Genomic DNA, 22590 nt, shown 5'->3' on the forward strand with positions numbered 1-22590 from the left:
TGCCCACGAATCGACTTCTCAGCAGGGAAGTGCGCTCGGTCGGCGGGCCTGTGTCACCGGTTCGATCCGCTCACGGCCGGACGTCCGGAAGTGCAGCTCCCAGCGCCCGGCGCAGTCCGTCACGCCAGTGGGGAAGTGGCGGAAGGCCGCAGTCTGTCCACGATGCTTTCGACAGAACGGCATTCCGCGGCCGGGCTGCGGCATCTCGGAATTCCGATGTGCGGCAGGGCCGCAACAGGCCCGCATCGAGCCCCGCCGATTCGATGATCGCCCGAGCGAATCGGTATTTGGATGCGGCTCCGCCCCCGGTCGCGTGGAGCAGGCGCGGTGGATTCGGGTGCGCGACGAGGTCGAACAGTGCGGATACGAGATCATCGACGTAGGTCGGGGAGGCGATCTGGTCGGTGACGACCGCGACGTGCTCGCCCCGGGAGCATCTCCGCACGAGCGCGGCCGGGAAATCCCGATCGGTCCCCGAGTACAGCCACATGGTGCGGACGATCCGCGCCTCGGGCAACGCTGCTCGGGATGCCTCCTCACCTGCCAATTTGGATCTTCCGTACACGCTCAAAGGATTAGTGGGCGACCAGGTTTCCCATGGACGCGACGCCGCCCCGTCGAAGACGTACGCGGTCGAGATGTGCAGCAGTCGCGCTTCCTTCTTCGCGCAGGCTCGGGCCAGTAGTCCCGGACCGACCGCGTTGACCGCGAACGCCTTGTCGGCTTCGGTCTCGGCGGCGTCTACGCTCGTGTACGCCGCGCAGTTGATGACCACATCGCCGGAGCCGATGGTGTCGTTCACCGCCGATTCATCGGTGATATCGAGTTCCTTCGATCCGAACCCGAGCACCTGTCGATCAGCGCGACGAAATGGGCTGGTCGCCTTCGTGATCGCGCTCCCGAGCAGTCCGTCGGCACCGGTGACCACCAGCCTGCTCACCGCTTGTCCTCGAGGGAGGTCCGCACAACCCGCACCTGGGAGCGCCGGTAGCCGGAGACATACTCGCGGACCGAGGCGATCATGTAGTCGGTCATCTCGTCGGTTATCCCCGGGTACACCCCGACCCAGAAGGTGTTGTCGGCGACGTAGTCGCTGGCCGCCAGGCTTCCGGATACACGGCACTCGATGTTCGAGTACGCCGGATGGCGGAGGAGATTTCCGGCGAACAGGCCTCGGGTCGCTATTTTGCGGCTTTCGAGAAAGTTGACGATGTCGATGCGGCCGAAAGGCGCGTCCGACAGCACCGTGAGGGCAAATCCGAACCAGCTCGGATCGCTACCGGGGGTTGGTTCCGGCAGCCGGAGATGGTCGATCCCGTCCAAGCCTTCGCGAAGCCGACGCCAGTTGTGACGCCGGCGGGCGCAGAAATCGTCCAGTCTGGCCAGCTGGGAGAGTCCGAGCGCAGCTTGGATATCTGTTGTCTTCAGGTTGTATCCGATATGCGAATAGATGTACTTGTGGTCGTATCCGTAGGGGAGGTCGCCCAGCTGTTGGGTGAACCTCTTCCCGCATCTGTTGCTTTCGCCCGGCTCGCACCAGCAGTCGCGTCCCCAATCGCGCAGCGACTTCACGACGCGAGCTGTGGTCAGGTCGTTGGTCAGCACACATCCGCCCTCACCCGTGGTCAAATGGTGTGCCGGATAGAAGCTGACGGTGGCCAGATCACCGAAGGTTCCGGTAGGGTGCGACTGGTATGTCGATCCGACTGCGTCGCAATTGTCTTCGATCAAAAACATTCCGCGCTCCGCGCACAACGCGGAGATTTCTGCCACCGGAAACGGGTTGCCGAGCGTGTGCGCCAGTGCGACGGCACGGGTTCTAGGGCCGATTGCCGCTTCCACGGCTTCCGGCGTCGTGTTGTATGTCGTGGAGTCGATATCTACGAAAACCGGTTTCAACCCGTTTTGCAGTATCGGGTTCACTGTCGTCGGGAAGCCGGCGGCAGCCGTGATGACCTCGTCTCCGGGGCGCAGCCGGGTATCACCCAACTCCGGGGCGGTTAATGCACTGACCGCCAGCAGGTTCGCGGAAGATCCGGAGTTGGTGAGCCGCGCCTTGCGGAGGCCCATTTTCCGGGCGAATTCTTTTTCGAATCGGTCGGCCAGGATTCCGGCCGCGATACGCATATCCAGTGCGGCTTCGAGGACTGCGCCCCTGTCCTTGTCGTCGAGGCAGGCGCCGGATGATTGGATCTCGGTGACGCCCGCGACGAAGTGGTGCTCGCTTTGCGAATTGTGGAATTTCCGGATTATCGTGAGCAGTTCTTCTCGATCGTTCACTCTATTTCTCCCGGTACGAGCCTGAAATGAGATCTCTGAGGTCGTCGGTGAATGCGGATTGTGGCGGCAGCGCCCACATATGCCGCTTGAGTGCTCGCGCGGCCTGCCGGTAGGCGGGGTCGTCGAGGATTCGCCGGCAGGCGGTGAGAACATCCGAGGCGGTGACGGTCATTGGGTCGAGGTGGATGCCGGTGCCGAGGGCTTCGCAGCGTACTGCATTTCCGGGATGATCGGCGAAGAAGGGAAGTACCAGGTGCGGGACTCCGTAGGTTATCGTGTCGCGCATCGAATTCAATCCACCGTGTGTGATGAACAGGTCCACGTTCGCCAATACGAGCGACTGGGGGACGTACGGCAGGACATGGATGTGTGCTGGTAGCGACCGGAATATATCCTGGTACAGCGACGGTAGCGAGACGACGGCGGTACACCGGAGCTCGGCCAGAGCCGCGATGACCTCCCTGTAGATTTCGGCCATTCGATCCCGGAACCTCGGGGAGAAGGGGCCGATCGAGCCCAGCGAGAGGTAAACGATCGGCCTATCACCAGGCATCGACGTGAACACGTCGGGCAGCAGTTGATCATTGTGGCGTACCGGTGGTTCGTGCCGGTAACGGACCAATGGAGTACCGAGATCGGAGTTATTGAATTCTTTCGGCGTCAGGGAGACCGTGAGATGCCGGAGTATTCCCGGTACCGCCGGTTCTTCCGGAAGCCCGAGTTTGGCCCGCTGAGTGGTCAAAGCGGGCCGGATCAGGTCTTCGTGGAGGTCTCGCACAAGCGTCAGCGGGCCGATATCCACCGTGACGTGGGGTATTTCGAGCACTTCCGCGGCCAGGTAACCGCCGAACTCCGAGCACTCGTGCAGGACGACATCGGGCCGCCACCGGTCGGACAGATCCAGTACGTCTTCCGCGACACGCAGGGCGATCCGGTCACCGAGGAACTCCGTCATGTACATCCGGTCGAACGCGGCTATGTCCCGGTCGAGCAGAAGTCCGAAAATCGCTGCATCGAACTCGCGGTCGGCCCATCGCATTCCCACGTCCACGGTCTCGACGCCGTAGTTGCCGTGCAGCCAGGCGCCCCACTTCTCAGGTGCCGCAACGCGGACATCGTGGCCATGTCTGCTCAGCGCGTCGGCCAGTGTGACCAGTCCACGGAAGTGGGATTCGAACTGGTTGACGGTCACCAGCACGCGCATGCGATCTGCCCGCGAAAAAGCCATGTCCGCAGCGTGACACATTGGGGCACAATGCTGTACGCGTTTCCGGGCAACTGGACCTGCGACGGTTTCAGCTCGGGCGGGTCGAGTGAGTCGCCCGGTGGAAGCCGGACTGTCACAGTAGGTCTCGGCGGTTCCTCGACCCGGTGCCACGGGCTGGGCGAGCGCGGAAGCGTTGCGCGTCGCATGAGCCGGAGCGGCGCGTGCGCGGCCCGGCACCCATCGGTGATTTCGTCAGAACTTGCCGGCGTGGTGTTCGATTCGGTGCCCGAGCCGGGTGGCGAATTCGGTGATGAAGTCCTCGGTCAGGGGCGGCCAGCCCCAGAAGTCGAAGGCGAGGGCGCCCAGGGCGAAGCCGTCTGTCCATTGCCAGGTGGTGATGGGGCTCGGTGTGGTGCAGGAGGGGCAGATTGCCGAGCCGGTGCCTGTTCGTTTCCAGGTGTCGATCGCGTCCGAGAACGGCTGCCATACGGCGGGATCGGCTTCCCATTGTTGCGGGTAGTCGATGATCACGGTGGTGGCCTGGCAGCGTGGGCATACCGCGGAGGCCGGTTCGATGGCGCCCTGGCCGGGATAGTGGTCTTGGCGGCCGGCGATGACGGCAACGGGGCCGGGGATCCAGTCGGCGCCCCATTCCTGGGTGATCTGCGGCCAGTCGGGGCCCGGCAGATAGCCTTCGTCGGCGTGGAGGCTGTACATCGCGTCACGCGAAGTCTCCCGAAGCAGCCATCGCCGCGACACCATCCAGTCCACCATGTGCTCGGCCAGCGTGCTCGCGTCGGCCGAGGTCACATCGAGGTCGACGATACGTTCGAAATAATCACCCACACCCGCATCCTGCCACCGAGGACCGATGGTCGTATTCGGGCGCCGAGTGGCCGTTCATCCGCTGACGCCCGAGACGTGGCGGGGGAACGGATCATCGCCAGGTACCGTTGGGCGGTGAACCCAGCTGATACGCGAAGTCTCAAAGACGGCGATCTGGAGACCCGCGGAGCAAATCTGCGGCTGCTGCTCGCGCGGGCTGCTGACGGGCACACATCCGCCAAGGAAGCACTGCGCGCGCTCGTCCGCGACTATCCCGACTACCACCGGTCGCTGTACAGCCGGGCGTTGAACCAGGCGGCGGTCTTCGGCGACGACACCCTGAAGGCACCCCTGCTCGCGTCACTCGCCGACACTCGGTACAACTGCCAGGCATGGGCGGCGATGGGCTGCGCGGCGCTCGGCTTCCGCGATGCGGTTCCCGGCTTGATCGCGATGTTGGACCATTCGCAGGAGATGGCTCGCGAGCAAGCGGTGATCGCTCTGGGCACCCTCGGCGACGAATCGGTCGTCCCGGCGCTCACGCCCGTGCTGCGGGACCCGATCGGAGGAATGCGCGAACGTGCCGCCGATGCCCTCGGCATGATCGGCGGTGATGCGGCCTTGGCCGCACTGTGGGACGAATTCGAGAACCGCCGGTACTTCCGCATCGGCTATATCGCCAGCGCGCTGGCCAAGTTTGCCCCGGACGTCATTCCGAGGCTGTGCGCGGCGGCCGGCAGTGACGACCCGGACCAGCGATATTGGGCGGCAGTCGCGCTCGGTTCGACCGGCGATGATCGTGCCGTGCCGACGCTGGAACGGCTGATGGCCCACGACCGGGGCTCCACAGTCTTCGATGGCATGGTGAGCGTCGCCGCGAAGAAGGGCCTCCGCACGCTACGACGAATCCAAGCCGCAATCGCAGCCCGCGAATCCTGAAAGGCCACCGGATTTGTCATCGCGAGAGCGAGTTACGCAGATCGGTGATCGTGGCGCGGCGCTCGTAGGCGATCCAGGCGAAGATCGCGGCAAGCACCAGGGGGAAGATCCCCATCAAGGGCTTGTCGGCGATGAAGGCCTGCGTCCCGGCGGCGAGCACGGTGAGAACGGACAGACCCGCGGCAGCCAGGGCACTGAGCCGTGGCACCATCAGGCCGATGCCACCGGCAACCTCCGCAACTCCGATGAAGATGAGCAGCCCGAGGGGGATGGTGAGATTCTCGGGGGCGTTCTCCGTCAGGGTGTTCGGAATAACAAGCTTCGGCCCGCCGGAAGCGATGATGAAGAACAGGCCGAGCAGGATCTGCAGGGTCCACAGGACGCGGTTGCGGACCTTGCCGGGACGACCGGTGACGTTGTTGGAGAACTCGGCGGTGGAGTTGGCGGTGGTCATTTCTGGTCCTTCTGGTCGGTCGCGCCGGGTTGGCAGCGCGTTCAACGGATAGGACGGAGCGCCGTCCGAGAATTCATCGCTGTCGGCGAGAATTTCCCGAGCGCCGCCCCGACCGGCCGGTACCGCCCGGTCGGGGCGTTTGTGCATCTGCCGACCAACCGCCATCGAAGAGGGCCGGGACCTGTCCTCGATGAGCGGTGTCGGGCCGGCAGTTCCTATCGTCCGCTGCCGGCCTGGCGGCCCGGCCTCACTTCAGGTGCCGGGTGAAGAACCGGTTCGCGTCGTCTCCTTCGAACGCCGGAACGCCGGTGTGCCCGCCCATGTTGGCGTGCAGCGTCTTCTCCTTGGAGCCGAAGGCGTCGAACAGGTCCAGGGCCATCTGCCGGTCGTTTCCTTCGTCGTCCCATTGCAGCAGGACTTGCAGCGGAATGGTGACCTGCCGTGCTTCCTCGAACATGCTGCGGGGCACGTAACTTCCGGCGAACAGAACGGCGGCCGAGATGCGCGGCTCGACCACCGCCAGCCGGACGCCGATGGAGATCACCCCACCCGAGTACCCCACCGGGCCGCCGATCTCGGGCAGCGAAAGAAGGGCGTCCAGGGCGGCCCGCCATTCCGGGACCGCCTTTTCGACCAGCGGGAGGACGAGCCGGTCGACTATCTCGTCGTCGACCGGCTCGCCGGCCGTCACCGCCCGGCGCAGGTCGGCGCGGGCCTGTTCGGCGGCGGCCGAACGCGGCCGGTCACCGCTGCCGGGGAGCTCGATGGTGGCCGCGGCGAAGCCCTCCGCCACGGAGTGCCGGGCCCGGCCCACCAGTCGGGGGTACATCTGGCGGAGTCCGCCGGGATGGCCGATCAGGATCAGCGGGGCCGGTGCGGATGCGGATCCGGGCGTCCACAGGATGCCGGGGATCTCGCCGAGGGTGAATTCGCGTTCGAGGACGCCGTCGGCGAAGCGCTGTTCGGAAGTGAATTGCATGGTCGTGCCTTTCGGGAGTGCTCTCGAGCGGCGCTCCCGGACGACCTATCGCCCGACCGTGACCCCAGAGGGGAGCACCCATGTAGATACTGCGTTCACGGGTACCACCTCCTCGTTCTCTGGCACGGCTTCCGGAAAGGTAGCAGCGGTCGGCTTGGTCCGCCAACAGGTTTTCGCGGAGACTCCGGGGATGCCGCCGCGGCTGTCCGGCGGGGCCGCCGGGCAGCGGGCCGGGCGCCGATACCGAGTGCCGCTAGCGAATTCCCGGTGTCGCCGGGTGGGGGCCGACGCAGGCGAAGATGAAACAACCCGCTGGCCAATTCGCGAACGGCGCGGACATGGGCTTGCCCAAGCAGGACAGCGGGTTGCATCCCGGGTAGGCCATCGGGCCGATGCCGAGTGCGGCGAGAGTCGCGTCCGGGTTCGAGATCATCGGATCGGACAGCTGGACATCCGATTGCTGTTCGTACGGCGCCGCGGCGGGTATGCGGGGTTCCAGGAAGGCGGCGCCAACCGCACGCAGGACGTCGTGCGGGAAGCTCAACGCGCTCCCCGGAACCGTCACACCGGTCCAACTGACCATCAAACCGAGGCTCGGCACGATGAAATTGTCCTGGCGCATCATCCCCGACATCTGCATCGCATCCGGCGGCAGACCGGGAAAGTAGTTCGCGCAGTCCGGCCCGTTCACTACGAACAGGAAGCCGTAGCACGGATTCGTCGGCGTGGGACGGCCGGCCTGCGCGAGATAATCCGCCGAGATGATCCGGTGACCGTCCCACTGGCCGCGATTTGTGAGCAGCAGACCCAGCTTGGCGAAATCGTCTGGCGGCAGCAGCAGATGCGCGTAACCGTAGGTGTTTCCACTGCGGTCCCGCCCCCAGAAGTAGTCGGTCGGAAAAATACCCAACGGATCGAACAGCTTTCGCTGCGTGTACGCCTGGAAGTCCTCGTCGACCGCACGCTGGATGACGTACACGAGCAGATCGACAGCGCGCTGGCTGTAGCGCCACTCGACGCCTTGCTGTTGATCGATCGGCATCGCCAGCGCCTGCGCGACCACATTCGGGTCGATCTGCGCCAGTCCGGTGATGCCCTCGGAGGCCACCGCCACCCGCATGCCGCTGGCTTCGATGAGCAGATTCCGCACGGTGATCGCGCGATGAGCGGCATCACCGAGTTCGGGCGGCAGATAGGCGCCGATCGGGTCGTCGAGCCGCAGCCGCTGCTCGTCCACCGCGACCCCGGCCACCATCGAAACCACGCTTTTGGTGCTGCTCCAGAGATTCCACGGCACACCGGCGGCCCGCGCGTGGCTCGGGCCGGTCGCGATCAGGCAATTGTTCCGGAATACCTGCAGCGTCGTGCGCGTAGAATCCGCCGCGAGCGCCACCGCCCGACGCAGCGCCGCCGAATCGAGTCCGACCTCTTCCGGTGTGGCCGTTTCGGGTACTCGTCCACTGCTGACCGCGCAATGCTTCAGCCCGTCCGGCTCGGCATGCGCCAGCACAGGTGCACCGATCCCGAGCATCGACGCGGCCACCGTAATGGCAGCCACCGCAATGCTTCTCATACCTCGACCCACGCCGTCCTCCGCTCTCGACGAACTCCACCTGGCTCATCGCGCCCACCTCGCACCCGGTTACTTCCTCGGGTGCCCCTACTTGTAGGGGGCGGACCTGCACCGTCATCGCAGCTGCCTGCTCAGAGCGACGGGTGATCCGTTGCGATAGCAGCTTCGAAACCGTGACGGCACGGCCAGCACGCGTTCGCGGTCCCGAGCGAAGACCGCGACCGGAACGGTGCGCGACCGCGCAGTACTGTGAATCGTTCACCTGCGGGGACGGGTGTCCGGCTGGACGAGAGAACTGACTACACATGAGCGACGAGCAACAAATCCTCACCCCCGGCGACACCTGCTGGCAGATCGCGCGGGCCGATCGGCTGGCGTGCATTGTCGATGCGGCGGACTATTTCCGCCATGCCAAGTCCGCGATGTTGCAGGCCCGCAAGCGCATCGTGCTGATCGGCTGGGACTTCGATACCCGAATCAAGTTCGAACCGGGGGAGAAGACCCTCGAAGGGCCCGATCGGCTGGGTAAATTCCTGTCCTGGCTGCCGAAACAGCGACCAGATCTGGACATCTACCTGCTGAAATGGAATGTCGGTGCGTTCGCGGCGATCAGCCGCGGTATGACACCGATCTTCGTCGTCAATTGGATAACCGATCGGCGGTTGCACCTCGAAATGGATGGCGCGCACCCGATCGGTTCGGCACACCATCAGAAGATCGTGGTGATCGACGACACGCTCGCGTTCTGCGGTGGTATCGACATGACCGTCGATCGCTGGGACACCAGCGACCATCGGGACGACAACCACTACCGAACCGAGCCCAACGGCCGCCGGTACGGACCATGGCACGACGCGACCACCGCTGTCGACGGCGATGCGGCGAAGGCGATCGGCGAATTGGCCCGGGCCCGGTGGAAGGCGGCGACGGGACAGCAATTGGCCGCGGTCGACGAGCTCGCCGGTGACACGCCGTGGCCGGAGGGGCTGGAGCCGACGATGCGGTCGGTGGATGTGGGTATCGCGCGGACCTTCCCCGAGCTCGCCGACCGCGCCGAAGTGCGGGAGGTCGAGGCGTTGTATCTGGCGGCGATCGCGGGCGCCAGGCGGTCGCTGTACATCGAGAGTCAGTACCTGGCCTCGCGCACTCTCGCCGAGGCGATCGCCGCTCGGCTGCGTGAGCCGAACGGTCCGGAGATCGTGCTGGTGCTGCCGCGTCACGCCGACGGCTGGCTCGAGCAACAGGCGATGGATGGGGCCCGTCGCCGCTTACTGCAGCTGTTGTGGAAGGCCGATACCGAGAACCGGTTCGGCGTCTACTACCCCGTCACCGAGGCCGGCGCGCCGATCTACGTCCACGCCAAGGTATTGGTGATGGACGATCGGCTGCTGCGGGTGGGATCGTCGAACCTCAACAACCGTTCGATGGGCTTCGACACCGAATGCGATCTGGCCGTCGAGGTCACCCCCGCCACCGTGGACGGTGACCTGCTGCGGGAAACCATCCTCGGTATCCGCCGCCAGCTGATCTGCGAACATCTCGATGCCGAACCCGCGAAATTCGACGCCACACTCGCCGAGACGTCGTCTCTTCTGCGCACCGTCGAGAGGTTGCGCGGCAACGGCCGGACCCTGGTGCGGTTCGAGCCGGGGACCGTCGAGGACGAAGACAGCCCGCTCGCGGAGAACGAACTGATGGATCCCGAACGCACGCCACCGAGCCTGCGCGACAACCCGTTGCTGATCCGGAGTATCCGCAGGCTGAAGACAGCGGTGGCGGTGCGCTGATCTACGTGGCGGACGCACGGGGTCGAGTTCCTCCCGACCGAGCAGATTCCCAGCGCGTAGGACACGCAGCCGAGGGGGCGGTCCGACTGGGCTGCCCCCTTTCGGTTCGTGCTGGAAAGCGCGCCGATGAATAACCGGTGCTCGGTGGACTCACAGCGCGTTCGTCGACCCTTCTTTCCCGCCGTTCTCTGGCGGGGTACCGGAAAGGGAGGCGAGCAGCTGCGTGAGTGCGTGGCGATCGTCGGCGCATAGCCGGTCGGTGTAGGGGGCCAGGGCCGCGCGGATCTCTTCTTGCAGCCGTCCGGCGAGTTCGCTGCCCGTGGGAGTGATGAACACATCGACCACCCGGCGATCCTCCGGCGATTTGCCTCGTGCCACGAGACCTCGGCGCTCGGCCCGCTCGACGAGCCCGGACATCGTGGACTTGTCCAGACCGAGGAACACCGCCAGATCGGTCATCCGCGGTCGGCGGTCGCGCAGGAAGCCGAGTAGCCGCAGCTGGGTGAGAGACAGGTCGTGCTCCGAACCGATGCGGGTGAGCACGGCCATCACCCGGAAGGACGTCCGAACGAGGGCATCCTCGAGCGCATCGTCAGGTCTCATGTCGTGATCGTACTTCACATAGTTTGCATTACCAACCAAGCTCGGATTAGTTGGTAATACAAATAAACTGAGGAGTCGCCATGCACGCCGCCGTTGTCACCAGCTTCGACGCTCCACCCCGGTACAGCGAGTACCCCGCCCCGATCGCCGAGGGGGAGAACGAGATGGTCGTGGACGTACTCGCGGCCGGTTTACACCACCTGGTCAGGGCTCGGGCGAACGGCACGCACTACAGCAGCACCGACAGGCTCCCGTTCGTTCCCGGCGTCGACGGCGTCGTGCGCGACCGGCACGGAAACCTCAGGTACGCGGTGCTGGACGACAGCGACCTGGGCATGTTCGCCGAACAGACGGTGATCGATCCCAGGCGCAGCGTGGTACTACCGGGCGATGTCGACCCGGTGCACATCGCTGCCGCGATGAACCCGGCGATGTCGTCGTGGGTCGCCCTGCGCCGCCGCATCGCGTTCCAAAAGGGGCAGCGCGTCCTCGTCCTGGGTGCCACGGGTAGCGCTGGACGCATGGCGGTGCAGATAGCGAAGCAATTCGGTGCCGCATACGTGATCGCCGCCGGGCGCAATGCTTCCCGGCTCGCCGCGCTGCACGACCTCGGCGCGGACGAGACGGTGACGTTCGAGCAGACCGACCGCGCCGCCGACGTCGACGTCGTCCTCGACTACGTGTGGGGAGAACCTTCCGCCCGTGCGATGACCGCGATGATCAGCGCACGCCGCGACCGCTCCGCCCCGCTGGACTGGATTCAGATCGGATCCGTCGCCGGCCAGACGAGTCCCCTCCACTCCGCGCTGCTGCGCGCATCCCGGCTACAGATCTGCGGCAGCGGTATCGGCTCGGTCTCCTCCCGCGACATCCTCGCGGAGCTTCCGGAACTCGCCGTCGCGGTGCACACCGGCGCGATCGACGTGCAGGCGCGTCCATTGCCCCTCGCTCAGATCACCGAGACGTGGAGCGCGGAGACGGAGGACCGCATCGTCTATGTCCCCTGACACGAGGCCCGCCGGTATTTACCGGCGCACGGAGAGTCCGCGCCGACAGTCACAAGCTTTGCCTCCGGAAGCCACGGATATCCGGGTTCTGGCCGGGCCTCGCATGGCGGCGTAGAGGCGTAACCGGCCGGCATACGGCGTTGACACGGTGCTGCCTCGGGAAGTTGGTCCCGAGGCAGCACGCGGTCTCCGCTGTCCGCGCTTTCAACCAACCACATGCCGCAGTAGACGGCGATTGCCGCAAGGGCTGCATGGTCGGCTCCGTATCCGGGTTGCTACTGGCGCAGATTGCGGTCGAACAGGGCCAGTAATTCGCGGTAGTGCCGTTCGGCAGCTTCGGGATCGTGGGCGGAGGTGTCGGCCTGGGTATAGCCGTGTTGAGCCCCTTCGTAGACCTCGGTGCGGTAGCGGACGCCAGCGGCGGCGAGTGCCTTGTCGAACCGGCCGATGTGTTCGGGAGTCATGTGGTCATCCTCGCCGGCGTGGGCGAAATACAGCTCCGCGGTGATATTTCCGACGACAAGGTGCGGACTGTCCGAGGTATCGGTGACGAGCGGGCCGCCATGGAAACCGGCCACCGCCGCAACCCGATCGGGGAACATGGCAGCGACCAGCACCGCCAGCCGCGCCCCCATGCAGTAGCCGGTGACGCCGACCTTCCCCTCGGAGACATGCGGCGAGGCTGCCAGCCACTCGAGGTAAGCGCCGGCATCGGAACGCAGAAGCTCCGGTGTCAACTCGCGGATCATCGGGAAGACCTGCTGGAAGATGTCCGGCCGCTCCGCCGGGTCGATGAAGTCCGGCAACTCGATTACCGGTGCCCGCCCGTGCCGGTAATAGGCATTCGGAAGCAGGACGGTATAGCCGTGGGCGGCAATACGATCAGCCAGCGTCCGCAGGCTGGGCCGCAGTCCGAAACCGTCCTGAATCACCAGTACTCCCGGATGGGCGGCACCATCGTCGGGGTAAGCGACATATGCGTCGGCGACACCATCGGGTGTCTGCACCTCGACCGGCGTACCATGCGTTGCAGTCATCGTGGAATCCTTCTGTCGTGGTTGATGTCTTGTGATCAACACGACGAAGGCGGAGCCCGCGCGATACCGCAGAAGCCTCGATCGACAAGCCGACTGACAGCGGCCCGCGCGGCGTTCAGAACAGCGCCGGGTAACCAATCCGTGTGTGGCGCATCGCCGTCCCGGTAGTCATCGCCTCACACCGTAGCCCACCGGACAGGACATATGTCAACTCTGAGGTAGTCATCGCCACTCGGTGACCTCGCCGCCTGACCTCGGCACCCCCCAAGGGCGCGGTGAGTCTCCGAAGGAGACACGTCGGTGTGTGTCCCACTCTCTCATCGGCTGCTCATAGTCGTGGTCGGTGTCAGCGGACCCGTGGCGGATCGATGAGCAGTTCCCGCACCAGTTGGCGCAATGCTCGTGGATTCCCGACGGGTATGTGGGTGGTGGATGCGTCGACGGCCTCGCGGAGAGTCAGCGTGGCCCAGCCGGTCCGTCCACCTATGGAGAATCGGGATCCCTGTCGGGCTCACCTTCGGTGCCTGATCCCTCGCCCGCACTCTTCTCGATTCGCCGCGGTTTGACCATGCGCCGGATGCCGGCGGCCGGAGCGTCGTCACCAGCTCGTTTCCGCCGCAGCGCGTCGAGATCGACGACATTCCCCTCAGGCTCGGCGCTGCCCGGATCATTCACGGGGGCGGGGTGCCGTGCCGCGCCTGGGTCGACCGGCCACCACCCTGTCTCCCGCTGCAGTTCCGATCGCAGTACGGGCTTGGTCGGTGCAGGATCGTAGACGGAGCCGCCTTCCGAGCGCCAAGTCTTCTGGAGACGCTCGCCGGCCTCTTCCGCCACGCGCCGCGGGCGACGCGGTAGGCGGGTGACGTTCGATGTGCCGTCTCCGGGGGTCTCCACAGCCCTGCTTCCTTCTTCCGACTTCCTGCGCAGCAGTTCCAGCTCGTCGAACCTCTTCCCGCCGGGACCTGTCGAGGATTCCCCTCCCGGCACTTCTCGCTCCGACATCGAACTAGCAGCCGACGAGTGCCACTGCACCCGTCGGCGCCATGACCGCTGGTAGGCCGAGCTGATGTTTCCACTTATTGCTGATTGCGTCGCGCACGTCCATATTCTCCCTCAATAGGAAACCACTGAGGGGCCTCGGGCACGCCAGGTGGCCCCGGCTCGGGGAGGGGGAGGAGTGCAGGGCACCCGCACGGGCCGTCGGTTCAGCTTCGGGCGCCGAGCGTGCCGGTCCAGGTGGCCGTGTCGAGACCGGCACGCGCGGCCAGGGCGAACGTGGCGGTGAGGTCGTTGTCGGTGCGTGGTCGGGGATCGTCCTCGGGGTAGCGCTGTGTCTTCAACCGCGCTATCGTCTCGGCGAAGGATCGAAGCACGGTCTCGGTCGCAGCGCCACGCTCGGCGTCGTCGAGCAGTTGATCACACAACTCCGGCATACCGGTGTCGGTGTTGTCGAACTCCAGCCGTTCGGCGATCTCGCCGACGGCGCCGGCCCGGGTCGTCAGAGCCGAGATGCCACAGTCGAGCCCGTCGTCGGCCAGATCGCCGGGGTAGTGGGCCCGGTTCCAGGCCCCTTCCCGACGGTACCGCAAGGGGGCTGCTCGACCTGCGTCGGCGCTGCGGCGTTCCGGCCCTGGCCACTCCTGGGCGAATTCGGCGCGTCTCCAGTGCGCGCTCGCCGCGGCGCACAGCGGCTACCGTCCCGCGTGCGTCCTCACCTCGGGCTGATCGGCAGGCCGGGGCAGAGTTCGATGTAAGGCTGGTTCGGCATGCGCACCCGGTCACTCCAATTCCTCTGGCTCATATTGGAAGTGAGTTTGGCGCACAGCTTGTCGGGATCGGCGTCGTAGGCAGGCCATACTCGCACCGTCGTGTCCCAACTTCCGGAGGCGACCAGCGTCCCGTCCGGGCTGAACGCCACGCTCGCGACCTCGCTGATGTGGCCGATCATCGGAGTGCCGAGCAGTTGTCCGGACTCGGTGTCCCACAACCGCACCGTCCTGTCGCGGCTACCGGAGACGATTCGCTTACCGTCTGGGCTGAAGGTCACACTCTTCACGATGTCGTTGTGGCCGATCGTCGGTTGGCCGAGCGGTCGTGCGGACTCGATATCCCACGACCGCACCATCCCGTCGTGCCCACCGGTGGCGAACCGCTTCCCGTCGGGACTGAATGCCATGCCGCCCACAGGGGCGCTGCCGCTGTCCGGCAGTTCTTCGATCTTGCGCCCGGACTCGACATCCCATAACTGCACCGTCCCGCCCCAGTCGGTCGCGACTCGCGTGCCGTCCGAGCTGAAGACCGCATTCTCCGCGCCGACTCTGTCTCCGATCGGAAGTTCCCGGATCCTTTTGCCGGACTCGGCATCCCAGAACAGCAACTTCTTGTCGGAACCGGAGACAACGCGTTTGCCGTCCGGAGTGAAAACCGCGTTCGGCACGGCGTTGCCGAGGCCTGTGAGCGGCTCCCCGATCGGCCGCCCCGCGTCGACATCCCACAATCGCATCGTCCCGTCATGACTGACGGAGACGATTTTCCTACCGTCGGGACTGAAGACCACGCGTTTGACAGCCTGAGTGTGGCCGATCAGCGGCTCTCCTAGCGTTTGCCCGGATCCGACACCCCACAACCGCACCGTCCCATCGGAACTGCCCGAGGCGATACGTTTACCATCCGGACTGAAGGCCACACTCGCCACGATGTTGCTGTGGCCGATCATCGGCTGCCCGATCAGATACCCGCGCCCGACGTCCCATATCCGCACCGTCCCATCGAGGCTGCCGGAGACAATTCGCCTGCCATCCGGGCTGAACGCGACATTCATGACGCCGTTGGTGTGGCCGAGCATAGGCGCCCCGATCAATTGGCCCGACCCGACATCCCACAGACGCAGGATCCCGCGGTAGTCACCGGTCACGACCCACCGCCCATCAGGACTGAACGCCAGACTCGACACATAGTCGGCGTGACCGGTCAGCGGCCTCCCGATCGAGTTGCCCGACTCGACGTCCCACAAACGCGCCGTCCTGTCGGAACCCCCCGAGATGACGCGACGCCCGTCCGGGCTGAATGCCACGCTGTCCACGGTGTCGGTGTGGCCGATCAGCGGCCGCCCGATCGGCTGTCCCGACTCGGCGTCCCACAACCGCACGGTCCTGTCCAAACTGCCGGAGACGATGCGACGCCCGTCCGGGCTGAATGCCACGCTGTCCACGGCGTTGGTGTGGCCGATCAGCGGCCGCCCGATCGGCTGTCCGGACTCGGCGTCCCACAACCGCACGGCGCCGTCCTGATCGCCGGTGACGACTCGCCGCCCGCCCGGGCTGACAGCCACATCCCCCAAGATGCCGATATCGACGTTCAGCGGCTGCCCGGTCGGTTGTCCGGATTCGACATCCCACAGTCGCAGCGGCCCGCCCAACTGGCTGGTGACGGCCCGACGCCCGTCCAGGCTGAGCCGTTTGAATTGAACCCCCAGGGTACGTGTGGGGATCTGCCGCGGCTCCCCGACCAGTTCACCGGAATCGGCATCCCACGACCGCAACCGTAAATCGAGACCCCCGGTGACCACCCGACGCCCATCAGGACTGAACACCACATCCCAGACGTCCGACCCGGTGTCGACGATTTTGGCTGTCTGTCGCCGCTCATAGAGCGCACCGACGATAGCGCCCGCGGTCTCGGGGCTCGGCGCTAGGGCGTGTGCCGCGAGAATTTGCTGAACAGCTCGAATATCGCCACCGGACCGGCTCTGCTCGAACATGGCCTGCGCTTCCGCGACCAACTGTCGCCCGACCGCCTCGCGGGTGCGCGCCTCGGCCCGGATGCTCGCGGCCTCCGCCCGTTTGCCCGCGGTATCGGCTCGCCAGAATCCCGCTCCGGCCAATCCCGCCACCGCGACGGCGACGACCAGCAACGCCGCGAGCGCTCGAGCCCGGCGACGCAATGCCGTGAGGCGATCCTCTTCCCGACGGCGGGACGCGAGGAGGAATTCACGGGCGGGCTGGAGACGTCGCTGATAATCCGGTTTCGCCGAGAGCGTTTCGGCTTCGGCGAGCCGGGTCCCTTCCAGCAGCCACGACTGGTCACGACCGTTGCGATTCCAGCCTTCGACAGCACGTTCGAGGCGGTCGGCGGCCTTGAGGTCGTCGGCCTGCGCGCGGAGCCATCCGGCCAGCGAATCCCAGCGCCGCAGTAGGCTTTCCAGTGCCACCTCGACGATCACCTCGCCGTCGCGGCGGTCCTTGACCAGCAATCGCTTGTCCACGAACCCGTCGATCAGCTCGTGCGCCTCCTCGGGGAGTTCTTCCCAGCGAGCGATGCGACGCATCGGCTGATCGCTGTCGGGATCTACGGTCGCCAACGCGGGGATGAACGCCGAGCGCAACACCTCCAACTGCCGCTGTCGTATCCGCGGATCGGTGGACAGCAGCGATTCGACCTCGGTGTGGACGACCCGGTCGATACCGCCCATCGCGTTGTAATTCTCGACAGTCAGCGTTCCGCTCGCGGCATAGTCGTCGTAGAGTCGCGACAGCGTCAGTGCCAGCAGCGGCAGGGTGTCGGCGCCGTGATCACCGTCGGCCAGGAGCCGATCCACCAAGTCCGGTTCGATGCGCAGTGCCACACTGTCGTCGGCACGAGCCGCCGGCCCGGTGATGACCTCCTTGAACTGGGTCCGCGGCAACGGCTCGAGCGCGTCGAAGACGAATCGCGGCACCGTCTTCATCTGCACGGAATTCTGTAGCTGCTCATAGCGATCGGTACGGATGGTGACCGCCGCCTTGATCGACACGTGCTGTGTGCCCACCTCGTCCGGTACGGCGAGCAGCGTGCCCAGCAGCTTCAGGAATTGCTCGCCCTGCGCCCCGGCGTCGGCGACGAACAGCTCTTCGGCTTGATCGATGGGCAGCAACAACGTCGGCAGGGGTATATCGACATCGTTGGATGGCCACCTGTCTCGCGCGGCGTGCTGCATCTGGACGAGCCACTCACGTGCGCGATCGACGTCGGGCAACGCGGATTTGATCTCCCCGAGGGTCGGAGTGGTCAACCCGAGGCGAGTTCGGGTGGCGTAGATGACCGCGGCCAGGCCGTGAGCACCGGTGAGCGCTCGACGTTCCGGCCGCATGATGTCCAGTACGAGAAAGTGCCGATCCTCCCGAGCCAGCCGCGGCAACAATCCCGCGCGCAGAAACGACGATTTGCCCGTCCCCGACGCTCCCAGCACCACGAACATCGACTCGGCACCGATCGACCGCATCCGCCGCAGATGTTCCAGACCCGCCATGACCTGCACCTCGCGTCCGAAATACACGGCGGCGTCCACGGCATCGAAGGGTCGCCAGCCCCGGTACGGCGACCGGTCCGGCTCGCCTGCGGGCGGCCACGGAAAGTTTTCGGCACCGATCCCGGCGTCGCCCAGGCCGTCCAACAATCTGCGCAAGCCTTCGGTGCGCATTCGCACCGGCTCGAGTTGCCCATCGACCTGGATCTCGGTGACCGGACCGTCGCCGAACAGGTCGCACCGTTGCCATTCACGGGTCGGATCCGTATCGGTGAACGGTTCCAGCCTGGCACAGTAGATCCGCTTGCCGAGATTCACCGCCGTCAGGTACTCGGCAACGCATTCGGCCGAGGTGTGCCAATCCCGCGAGGTCAAGCAGATCACCGCTTCGCAGCGTGCCAATCCCCCGCGTAGGGCATCTCGCCAACGGACACCCTGAGCGATCCCGGATTTCTCGTCGAGATCCAAGAAGATGTTGCCCGTCAACGCGGGCCGTTGCTCGACCAGCCAGCGCAACAGCGCGACAGCCTGCACACTGTTCCGACTCGAATGACTCAGGAACAGCCGTGTCATCACGCCCCCTTGATGGAGAGACCATCTCGCGCTCGTCAACGCTACCGCACGCCGAATCGGAGCACCTTCCGCGCCGGAGGTGCCGGTGGCGCGCAATCGGCTTTCCGGCACGGGGTTTCGTGGTCGATTGATATCATTCGAGCCGCTGTCGGCCCACTAGATCGGCGGCGGGTAGGGGCGTTGATGGAGGTGGAGGACGTCCACTACTCATACGGCAGACGGTCGGTGCTGCGTGGCATCGACATCGTGTTGCCTGCGGGGACGCTGGTGGGCATCGTCGGTGAGAACGGGGCGGGTAAGTCGACGTTGTTGAAGGTTTTGTCCGGAGGGCTGCGACCGGACCGGGGGATGGTCCGGCACCGTGGGCGGTTCGGTTACTGCCCTCAGCAGGTAATCCTGAACGACGCCTTCACGGTGCGTCAGCACCTGAACTTCTTCGCCGCGGCCTATGCGATCCCGGACCTGCGACGCGCCGAGGAGGCCATGGAGATCTTACGTTTCTCCGAGTATGCCGGTGAGCGGGTCGGGACGCTCAGTGGCGGCACACGGCAAAAGCTCAATTTGACGCTGGCGGTGATGCATGATCCGCAGGTCTTGCTGCTGGATGAGCCGTATCAGGGTTTCGACTGGGAGACGTATCTGCGTTTCTGGGATCTGGTCGCGGAGTTCCGTGACACCGGACGGTCGGTTCTGGTTGTCTCGCATCTGGCTCACGACACCGACAAGCTGGATAAGGTGTGGCGGTTGCGCGACGGCGTCTTACGAGGCGGACAGGAGCAGGCCGGATGAATAATGGTGTGCGGCTGTTCGTGATTGCCACGCGCTATGCTCTCATCGAGCATGCTCGCAACCGGTTCGCCATGCTGTTGGTGGCCGTCTTCCTCCCCATATTGATCACCGTGGTCCGCGTGGCCGTCACGGACATCGAGGTGCCGTTCCGGCTTCGAGACACCGGTCTGGTTCTGCGCGCCAACGGTAATGAACTCGCTCAGGTCAGCGGCGCCCTGATGGCGGTCTCGCTGATCATAGGATTCATGATGTTCGCGGCCACTTTCAGCAGCGGCGCATTCGACCGGCGTCTGTCGATGGCCGGGTACCCCCGAGTCGCTCTGGGTTTGGCGAAGATCGCCTGCCTGGTGGTGGCCTCGGTGGTGGTTTGCGTGTACGCCACCGCGGTTATTTGCTGCTACTGGTCGCCGCGGCAGCCTGTCCTGCTCGCTGCGGCGCTTTTCGGCTCGGCGATGACTTACGGGGCGTTGGGTGTGGCCCTCGGCGCGCTGCTGCGCCGTGAGGTGGAGGGGATGTTCGCCATCGCGATGATCAGCTGTTTCGATATGGCCGTACAGAACCCCATCGCCAGTGCTGGGGCCGACAGCGATTTCGTGCGATGGCTGCCCTCCTATGGGGCAATGCAGGCTTCGACCACGGCCGGTTTCTCCGACGCCACCCCGATGACGGGTTTCGCCGTGCAACTGGCCTGGTTCATTGCGAGCGCCCTCGTCGGACTGATCGCTTTCCATCGGTGCACCCGCTCCTCTCTTCGACGGATGCGCATCCCCGGCCCGATGGGGTCCGGACAACCTGCGAAGCACTGAGGAGCGTCCCGCACGACCACACGGTGGAGGGCGCGGGACATCACTCTGTTCGGCCTGCTGCGGGGCTTACGAGGCGGTAGGAGCCGGTTCGGCGGCAGGGAGGTAGACCTCACGGCGCAAGCGTTCGAGATCCGGCGCTGTGGTAGCGGAGGTGTGCGTGTACCGATCGCTCTCACGCCCCCAGAGCCCCACGCTCGTGATGTTCACATACATCTCCGCGTAATCCTTCCCCTGACTCGATAGGCCGGGAAGAACGCGCAGGAGCGCGGGGACATAGTGGATCACCGCCTCGAGCTGAGCGCGCTGATCCGCTACTTGGCGCCGCACCTGGTCCACGGCTTCGTCGCGAGTGCAGCCGGTTTCGTGATGAACCGCCCGCACCAAGTTGTAGGGAACTCGGTCTGCCTCGTCCTGATCTAGTCCCACCAGGTCGTTCTCCACGAAGGTGACCCAGAAGGCCAGTTCCTCGAGACGGCGGATCACGGGGTGTTCGCGCAGCGTCGGCGGTAGTTCCCGGTCGTGGTACACCTCCATGCAGGCGATGGCGGTTTCGATCCCACTGGTCGACATCCGCATCGGCAGGTAGTCGGCCGTGGAAGGGATGTAGCCACTGATGCGATGGTGCGCTTCGCGTTCGGCGGCTTCGAACCACTCCTCGATGCCGTCGAGGAACCGCTTCTGCCAGCGGATGGTCCGGCCCTCGCGCAAGCGCGGCCATATGCTCGCCCACGCCGTCGGAATCGCGCCGGGCCGCCACGGTTTCGCCGGGTCCTGGCGCAGCGTTGCCACCATGCCACGTCGCAACGCGGTCACGGCTTCGGGGTCCCTCAGCTGCGGATCCTCGAAAAGGTCATCCCAGGCGAGGACCAGCACAGCCATCGCGTAGGCGGTCTGTTCACGGACCGCATTCGCTGCTGGGGCCAACGTGTGCGTGGGGATCTGGATCGCCCCTGTCCACCGGTGGTAGTCCGCCTCGGCGGAGGAGACGGCAAGGCCGGTGTCCACCAGCCAGTTCCGCAACCATCGCGCGAGTTGCGGCGAAAGCCCATTGCCATGAGTTCGAGGTGGCCGCGTCGACCGCCGGGGGACCGAGGGACCAGAAGCTCGCCGGTCGAGGATGGACCGGGCGTAGGCGGTGATCGCGCGGCGAGCGCGCGGGTCAACGGGCAGAGTGGCGAGCTGACCGGCAGCCCGGTCCATGAACTCGTCGGCCACCGCCTGTGCTTCGTCCACGGCGCCGCAGGCGATGACGAGCTCGCGGGCACGCGCAGCTTGCTCGAGCGTCATTCTGCTCTGCAACAGGCGAGCAAGGCTTCGATCGCGGGCGGCCGCGCGGATCACGGGCAGTGTGTAAATGCCCGCGGACAGGTCCGCGTTGACAGGCTTGCCCATTTCTTCGGCGGTGGAGGTCAGATCGAGGATGTCGTCATACAGCTGGTAAGCCAGCCCGAAGTACCGGCCGAACTGGGCGGCCGCCTCTTGCTGATCGTCGGGCCGGCCGGCCTGCATCGCGCCCACCAGGCATGCCAGCGAGAGCACCGCCGCCGTCTTGCCGTCGATCGCGTCCAGGTAGGACTGCTCGCTGCGGGAGGCCACGTGGAGGTCGGCGGCCTCGATCACCATGCCCGCGCACATCTGCTCACCGGCGATTGCCCCCGAGAGGACCTCGCGCCGACCGAGTTCGGCCAGCATGCGCACACTTGTGAGCATCACGGAGTCCCCACCCAGCACAGCCATATGCGAACCCCACACCACATTGGCACTGGGACGGCCTCGACGCTCGTATGCGTGATCGATGACGTCGTCGTGGTAGAGCGAGCCCAGATGCAGCAACTCGACGGCAGCGGCGGCGCGCACCACCCGGTCGTCGGCCGGGGCAGCGGGATCGGTGAGCAGGTAGTACGACAATAGGGTCAATGTGGGGCGGACCAGGCGGCGAGAGGTGTCCGGCCCTTCGTCTGTGAGTGCGGCCAGTTCAGGCCTACCCTCCAGCCGAACGGGTCCGAGAACCTCACGGACACGGTCCAGGTCCGCGTCCAGATGGGGGAAGACAGCCGAATCTATTTCACGTGGCACGCGGGCACTCCTGACTGGTTGCATCGGTCATCCAGAACACCGCCGATCAATGGCAATTCGACACCAGGCGACGCGGAAGATGTTGGGATCGACCAAAATTGATGCCAGCTCCGCAGTTGCGGTGCGGCTCGGCGGACATCGGCAGTGTGCGCCGCGCATCGAACGTGGCGGCCCACGTGTGTCGGGCCTTCGCGTCGGAGAGGCTTGCGCGGCTACACGAATGTCGGTGTCCTGACGCACCACCGACTGCCTGAGTGCGCACGATCGCCTCGATGCCGCCAGCGCCGCGGCGGACCGCGCCGCTTGATGGCGGGAGCTCACCGCACATGCCCGAATCCACTTGATCGAAGACTCCGTCGACGGCGAATCGT

The 22590-nt window shown here is 65.7% G+C and carries 17 protein-coding genes; 5 read left to right on the forward strand and 12 right to left on the reverse strand.

Annotated elements, in window-relative coordinates:
* Positions 1 to 70: 70 nt before the first annotated feature.
* The 4 genes from rfbD to NG1_RS23910 all read right to left on the reverse strand — a co-directional run bounded on the left by rfbD (position 71) and on the right by NG1_RS23910 (position 4333).
* Positions 71 to 940 carry a dTDP-4-dehydrorhamnose reductase gene (rfbD, locus tag NG1_RS23895; protein ID WP_063910415.1) on the reverse strand — a complete coding sequence of 290 codons (870 nt, stop codon included), beginning with the start codon at positions 938 to 940 and terminating at the stop codon, positions 71 to 73.
* The gene (gene rfbH, locus NG1_RS23900; protein ID WP_062974330.1) at positions 937 to 2280 is read right to left on the reverse strand and encodes a lipopolysaccharide biosynthesis protein RfbH; all 1344 of its coding nucleotides are present in this window, start codon (positions 2278 to 2280) and stop codon (positions 937 to 939) included. Before rfbH ends, rfbD begins: the two co-directional genes overlap by 4 nt.
* Before the next feature lies 1 nt (position 2281).
* Positions 2282 to 3478, reverse strand: a complete 1197-nt coding sequence (locus NG1_RS38485; protein ID WP_245660019.1) for a glycosyltransferase — start codon at positions 3476 to 3478, stop codon at positions 2282 to 2284.
* 261 nt (positions 3479 to 3739) lie between these two features.
* A complete protein-coding gene (locus NG1_RS23910; RefSeq protein WP_062974335.1) occupies positions 3740 to 4333 on the reverse strand; it encodes a hypothetical protein in 594 nt (197 codons plus the stop codon).
* Positions 4334 to 4447: 114 nt separating this feature from the next.
* Between NG1_RS23910 and NG1_RS23915 the strand changes: the two genes are divergently transcribed.
* On the forward strand, positions 4448 to 5251 hold the full coding sequence (locus tag NG1_RS23915; RefSeq protein ID WP_157114192.1) for a HEAT repeat domain-containing protein: 804 nt from the start codon (positions 4448 to 4450) through the stop codon (positions 5249 to 5251).
* A 16-nt stretch (positions 5252 to 5267) separates the two neighbouring features.
* Here NG1_RS23915 and NG1_RS23920 read toward each other — a convergent pair whose 3' ends face one another.
* The 3 genes from NG1_RS23920 to NG1_RS23930 all read right to left on the reverse strand — a co-directional run bounded on the left by NG1_RS23920 (position 5268) and on the right by NG1_RS23930 (position 8242).
* The gene (locus tag NG1_RS23920; protein WP_245660020.1) at positions 5268 to 5870 is read right to left on the reverse strand and encodes a DoxX family protein; all 603 of its coding nucleotides are present in this window, start codon (positions 5868 to 5870) and stop codon (positions 5268 to 5270) included.
* An 82-nt stretch (positions 5871 to 5952) separates the two neighbouring features.
* Positions 5953 to 6684, reverse strand: coding sequence for a dienelactone hydrolase family protein (locus NG1_RS23925; protein ID WP_062974340.1), 732 nt, complete (start codon positions 6682 to 6684; stop codon positions 5953 to 5955).
* Positions 6685 to 6937: 253 nt separating this feature from the next.
* The gene (locus tag NG1_RS23930; RefSeq protein WP_245660021.1) at positions 6938 to 8242 is read right to left on the reverse strand and encodes a serine hydrolase domain-containing protein; all 1305 of its coding nucleotides are present in this window, start codon (positions 8240 to 8242) and stop codon (positions 6938 to 6940) included.
* Between the two features lie 320 nt (positions 8243 to 8562).
* On the opposite strand from NG1_RS23930, the gene NG1_RS23935 reads away from it, so the two are divergent.
* A complete protein-coding gene (locus tag NG1_RS23935) occupies positions 8563 to 10044 on the forward strand; it encodes a phospholipase D-like domain-containing protein (protein WP_062974344.1) in 1482 nt (493 codons plus the stop codon).
* Positions 10045 to 10194: 150 nt separating this feature from the next.
* On the opposite strand, the gene NG1_RS23940 is transcribed toward NG1_RS23935, so the two are convergent.
* A complete protein-coding gene (locus NG1_RS23940) occupies positions 10195 to 10647 on the reverse strand; it encodes a MarR family winged helix-turn-helix transcriptional regulator (protein WP_062974476.1) in 453 nt (150 codons plus the stop codon).
* Positions 10648 to 10727: 80 nt separating this feature from the next.
* Between NG1_RS23940 and NG1_RS23945 the strand changes: the two genes are divergently transcribed.
* Positions 10728 to 11654 (forward strand): quinone oxidoreductase family protein, encoded by a 927-nt coding sequence (locus tag NG1_RS23945; RefSeq protein ID WP_062974346.1) that lies wholly within the window; start codon positions 10728 to 10730, stop codon positions 11652 to 11654.
* A 275-nt stretch (positions 11655 to 11929) separates the two neighbouring features.
* Here the strand turns inward: NG1_RS23945 and NG1_RS23950 are convergent, their stop codons facing one another.
* The 3 genes from NG1_RS23950 to NG1_RS23965 form a co-directional block, all read right to left on the reverse strand.
* Entirely contained in the window at positions 11930 to 12691 is a 762-nt protein-coding gene (locus tag NG1_RS23950) for a dienelactone hydrolase family protein (protein WP_062974348.1), read from the reverse strand.
* Positions 12692 to 13896: 1205 nt separating this feature from the next.
* Positions 13897 to 14280 carry a hypothetical protein gene (locus tag NG1_RS23960; protein WP_062974352.1) on the reverse strand — a complete coding sequence of 128 codons (384 nt, stop codon included), beginning with the start codon at positions 14278 to 14280 and terminating at the stop codon, positions 13897 to 13899.
* 122 nt (positions 14281 to 14402) lie between these two features.
* Positions 14403 to 18548 (reverse strand): nSTAND1 domain-containing NTPase, encoded by a 4146-nt coding sequence (locus NG1_RS23965; protein WP_063910416.1) that lies wholly within the window; start codon positions 18546 to 18548, stop codon positions 14403 to 14405.
* A gap of 183 nt (positions 18549 to 18731) precedes the next feature.
* Here NG1_RS23965 and NG1_RS23970 point away from each other — a divergent pair, with 183 nt between their 5' ends.
* Together NG1_RS23970 and NG1_RS23975 are read left to right on the forward strand one after the other, a co-directional pair.
* A complete protein-coding gene (locus tag NG1_RS23970) occupies positions 18732 to 19337 on the forward strand; it encodes an ABC transporter ATP-binding protein (RefSeq protein ID WP_062974356.1) in 606 nt (201 codons plus the stop codon).
* Positions 19334 to 20143, forward strand: a complete 810-nt coding sequence (locus tag NG1_RS23975; protein ID WP_062974358.1) for an ABC transporter permease — start codon at positions 19334 to 19336, stop codon at positions 20141 to 20143. The genes NG1_RS23970 and NG1_RS23975 overlap by 4 nt, the downstream gene beginning before the upstream one ends.
* A gap of 66 nt (positions 20144 to 20209) precedes the next feature.
* Here NG1_RS23975 and NG1_RS23980 read toward each other — a convergent pair whose 3' ends face one another.
* Positions 20210 to 22219, reverse strand: coding sequence for a polyprenyl synthetase family protein (locus NG1_RS23980; RefSeq protein ID WP_062974360.1), 2010 nt, complete (start codon positions 22217 to 22219; stop codon positions 20210 to 20212).
* Positions 22220 to 22590: the final 371 nt, after the last annotated feature.

It is taken from the genome of Nocardia gamkensis NBRC 108242 (genome assembly GCF_001612985.1).
Taxonomy (GTDB): domain Bacteria; phylum Actinomycetota; class Actinomycetes; order Mycobacteriales; family Mycobacteriaceae; genus Nocardia; species Nocardia gamkensis.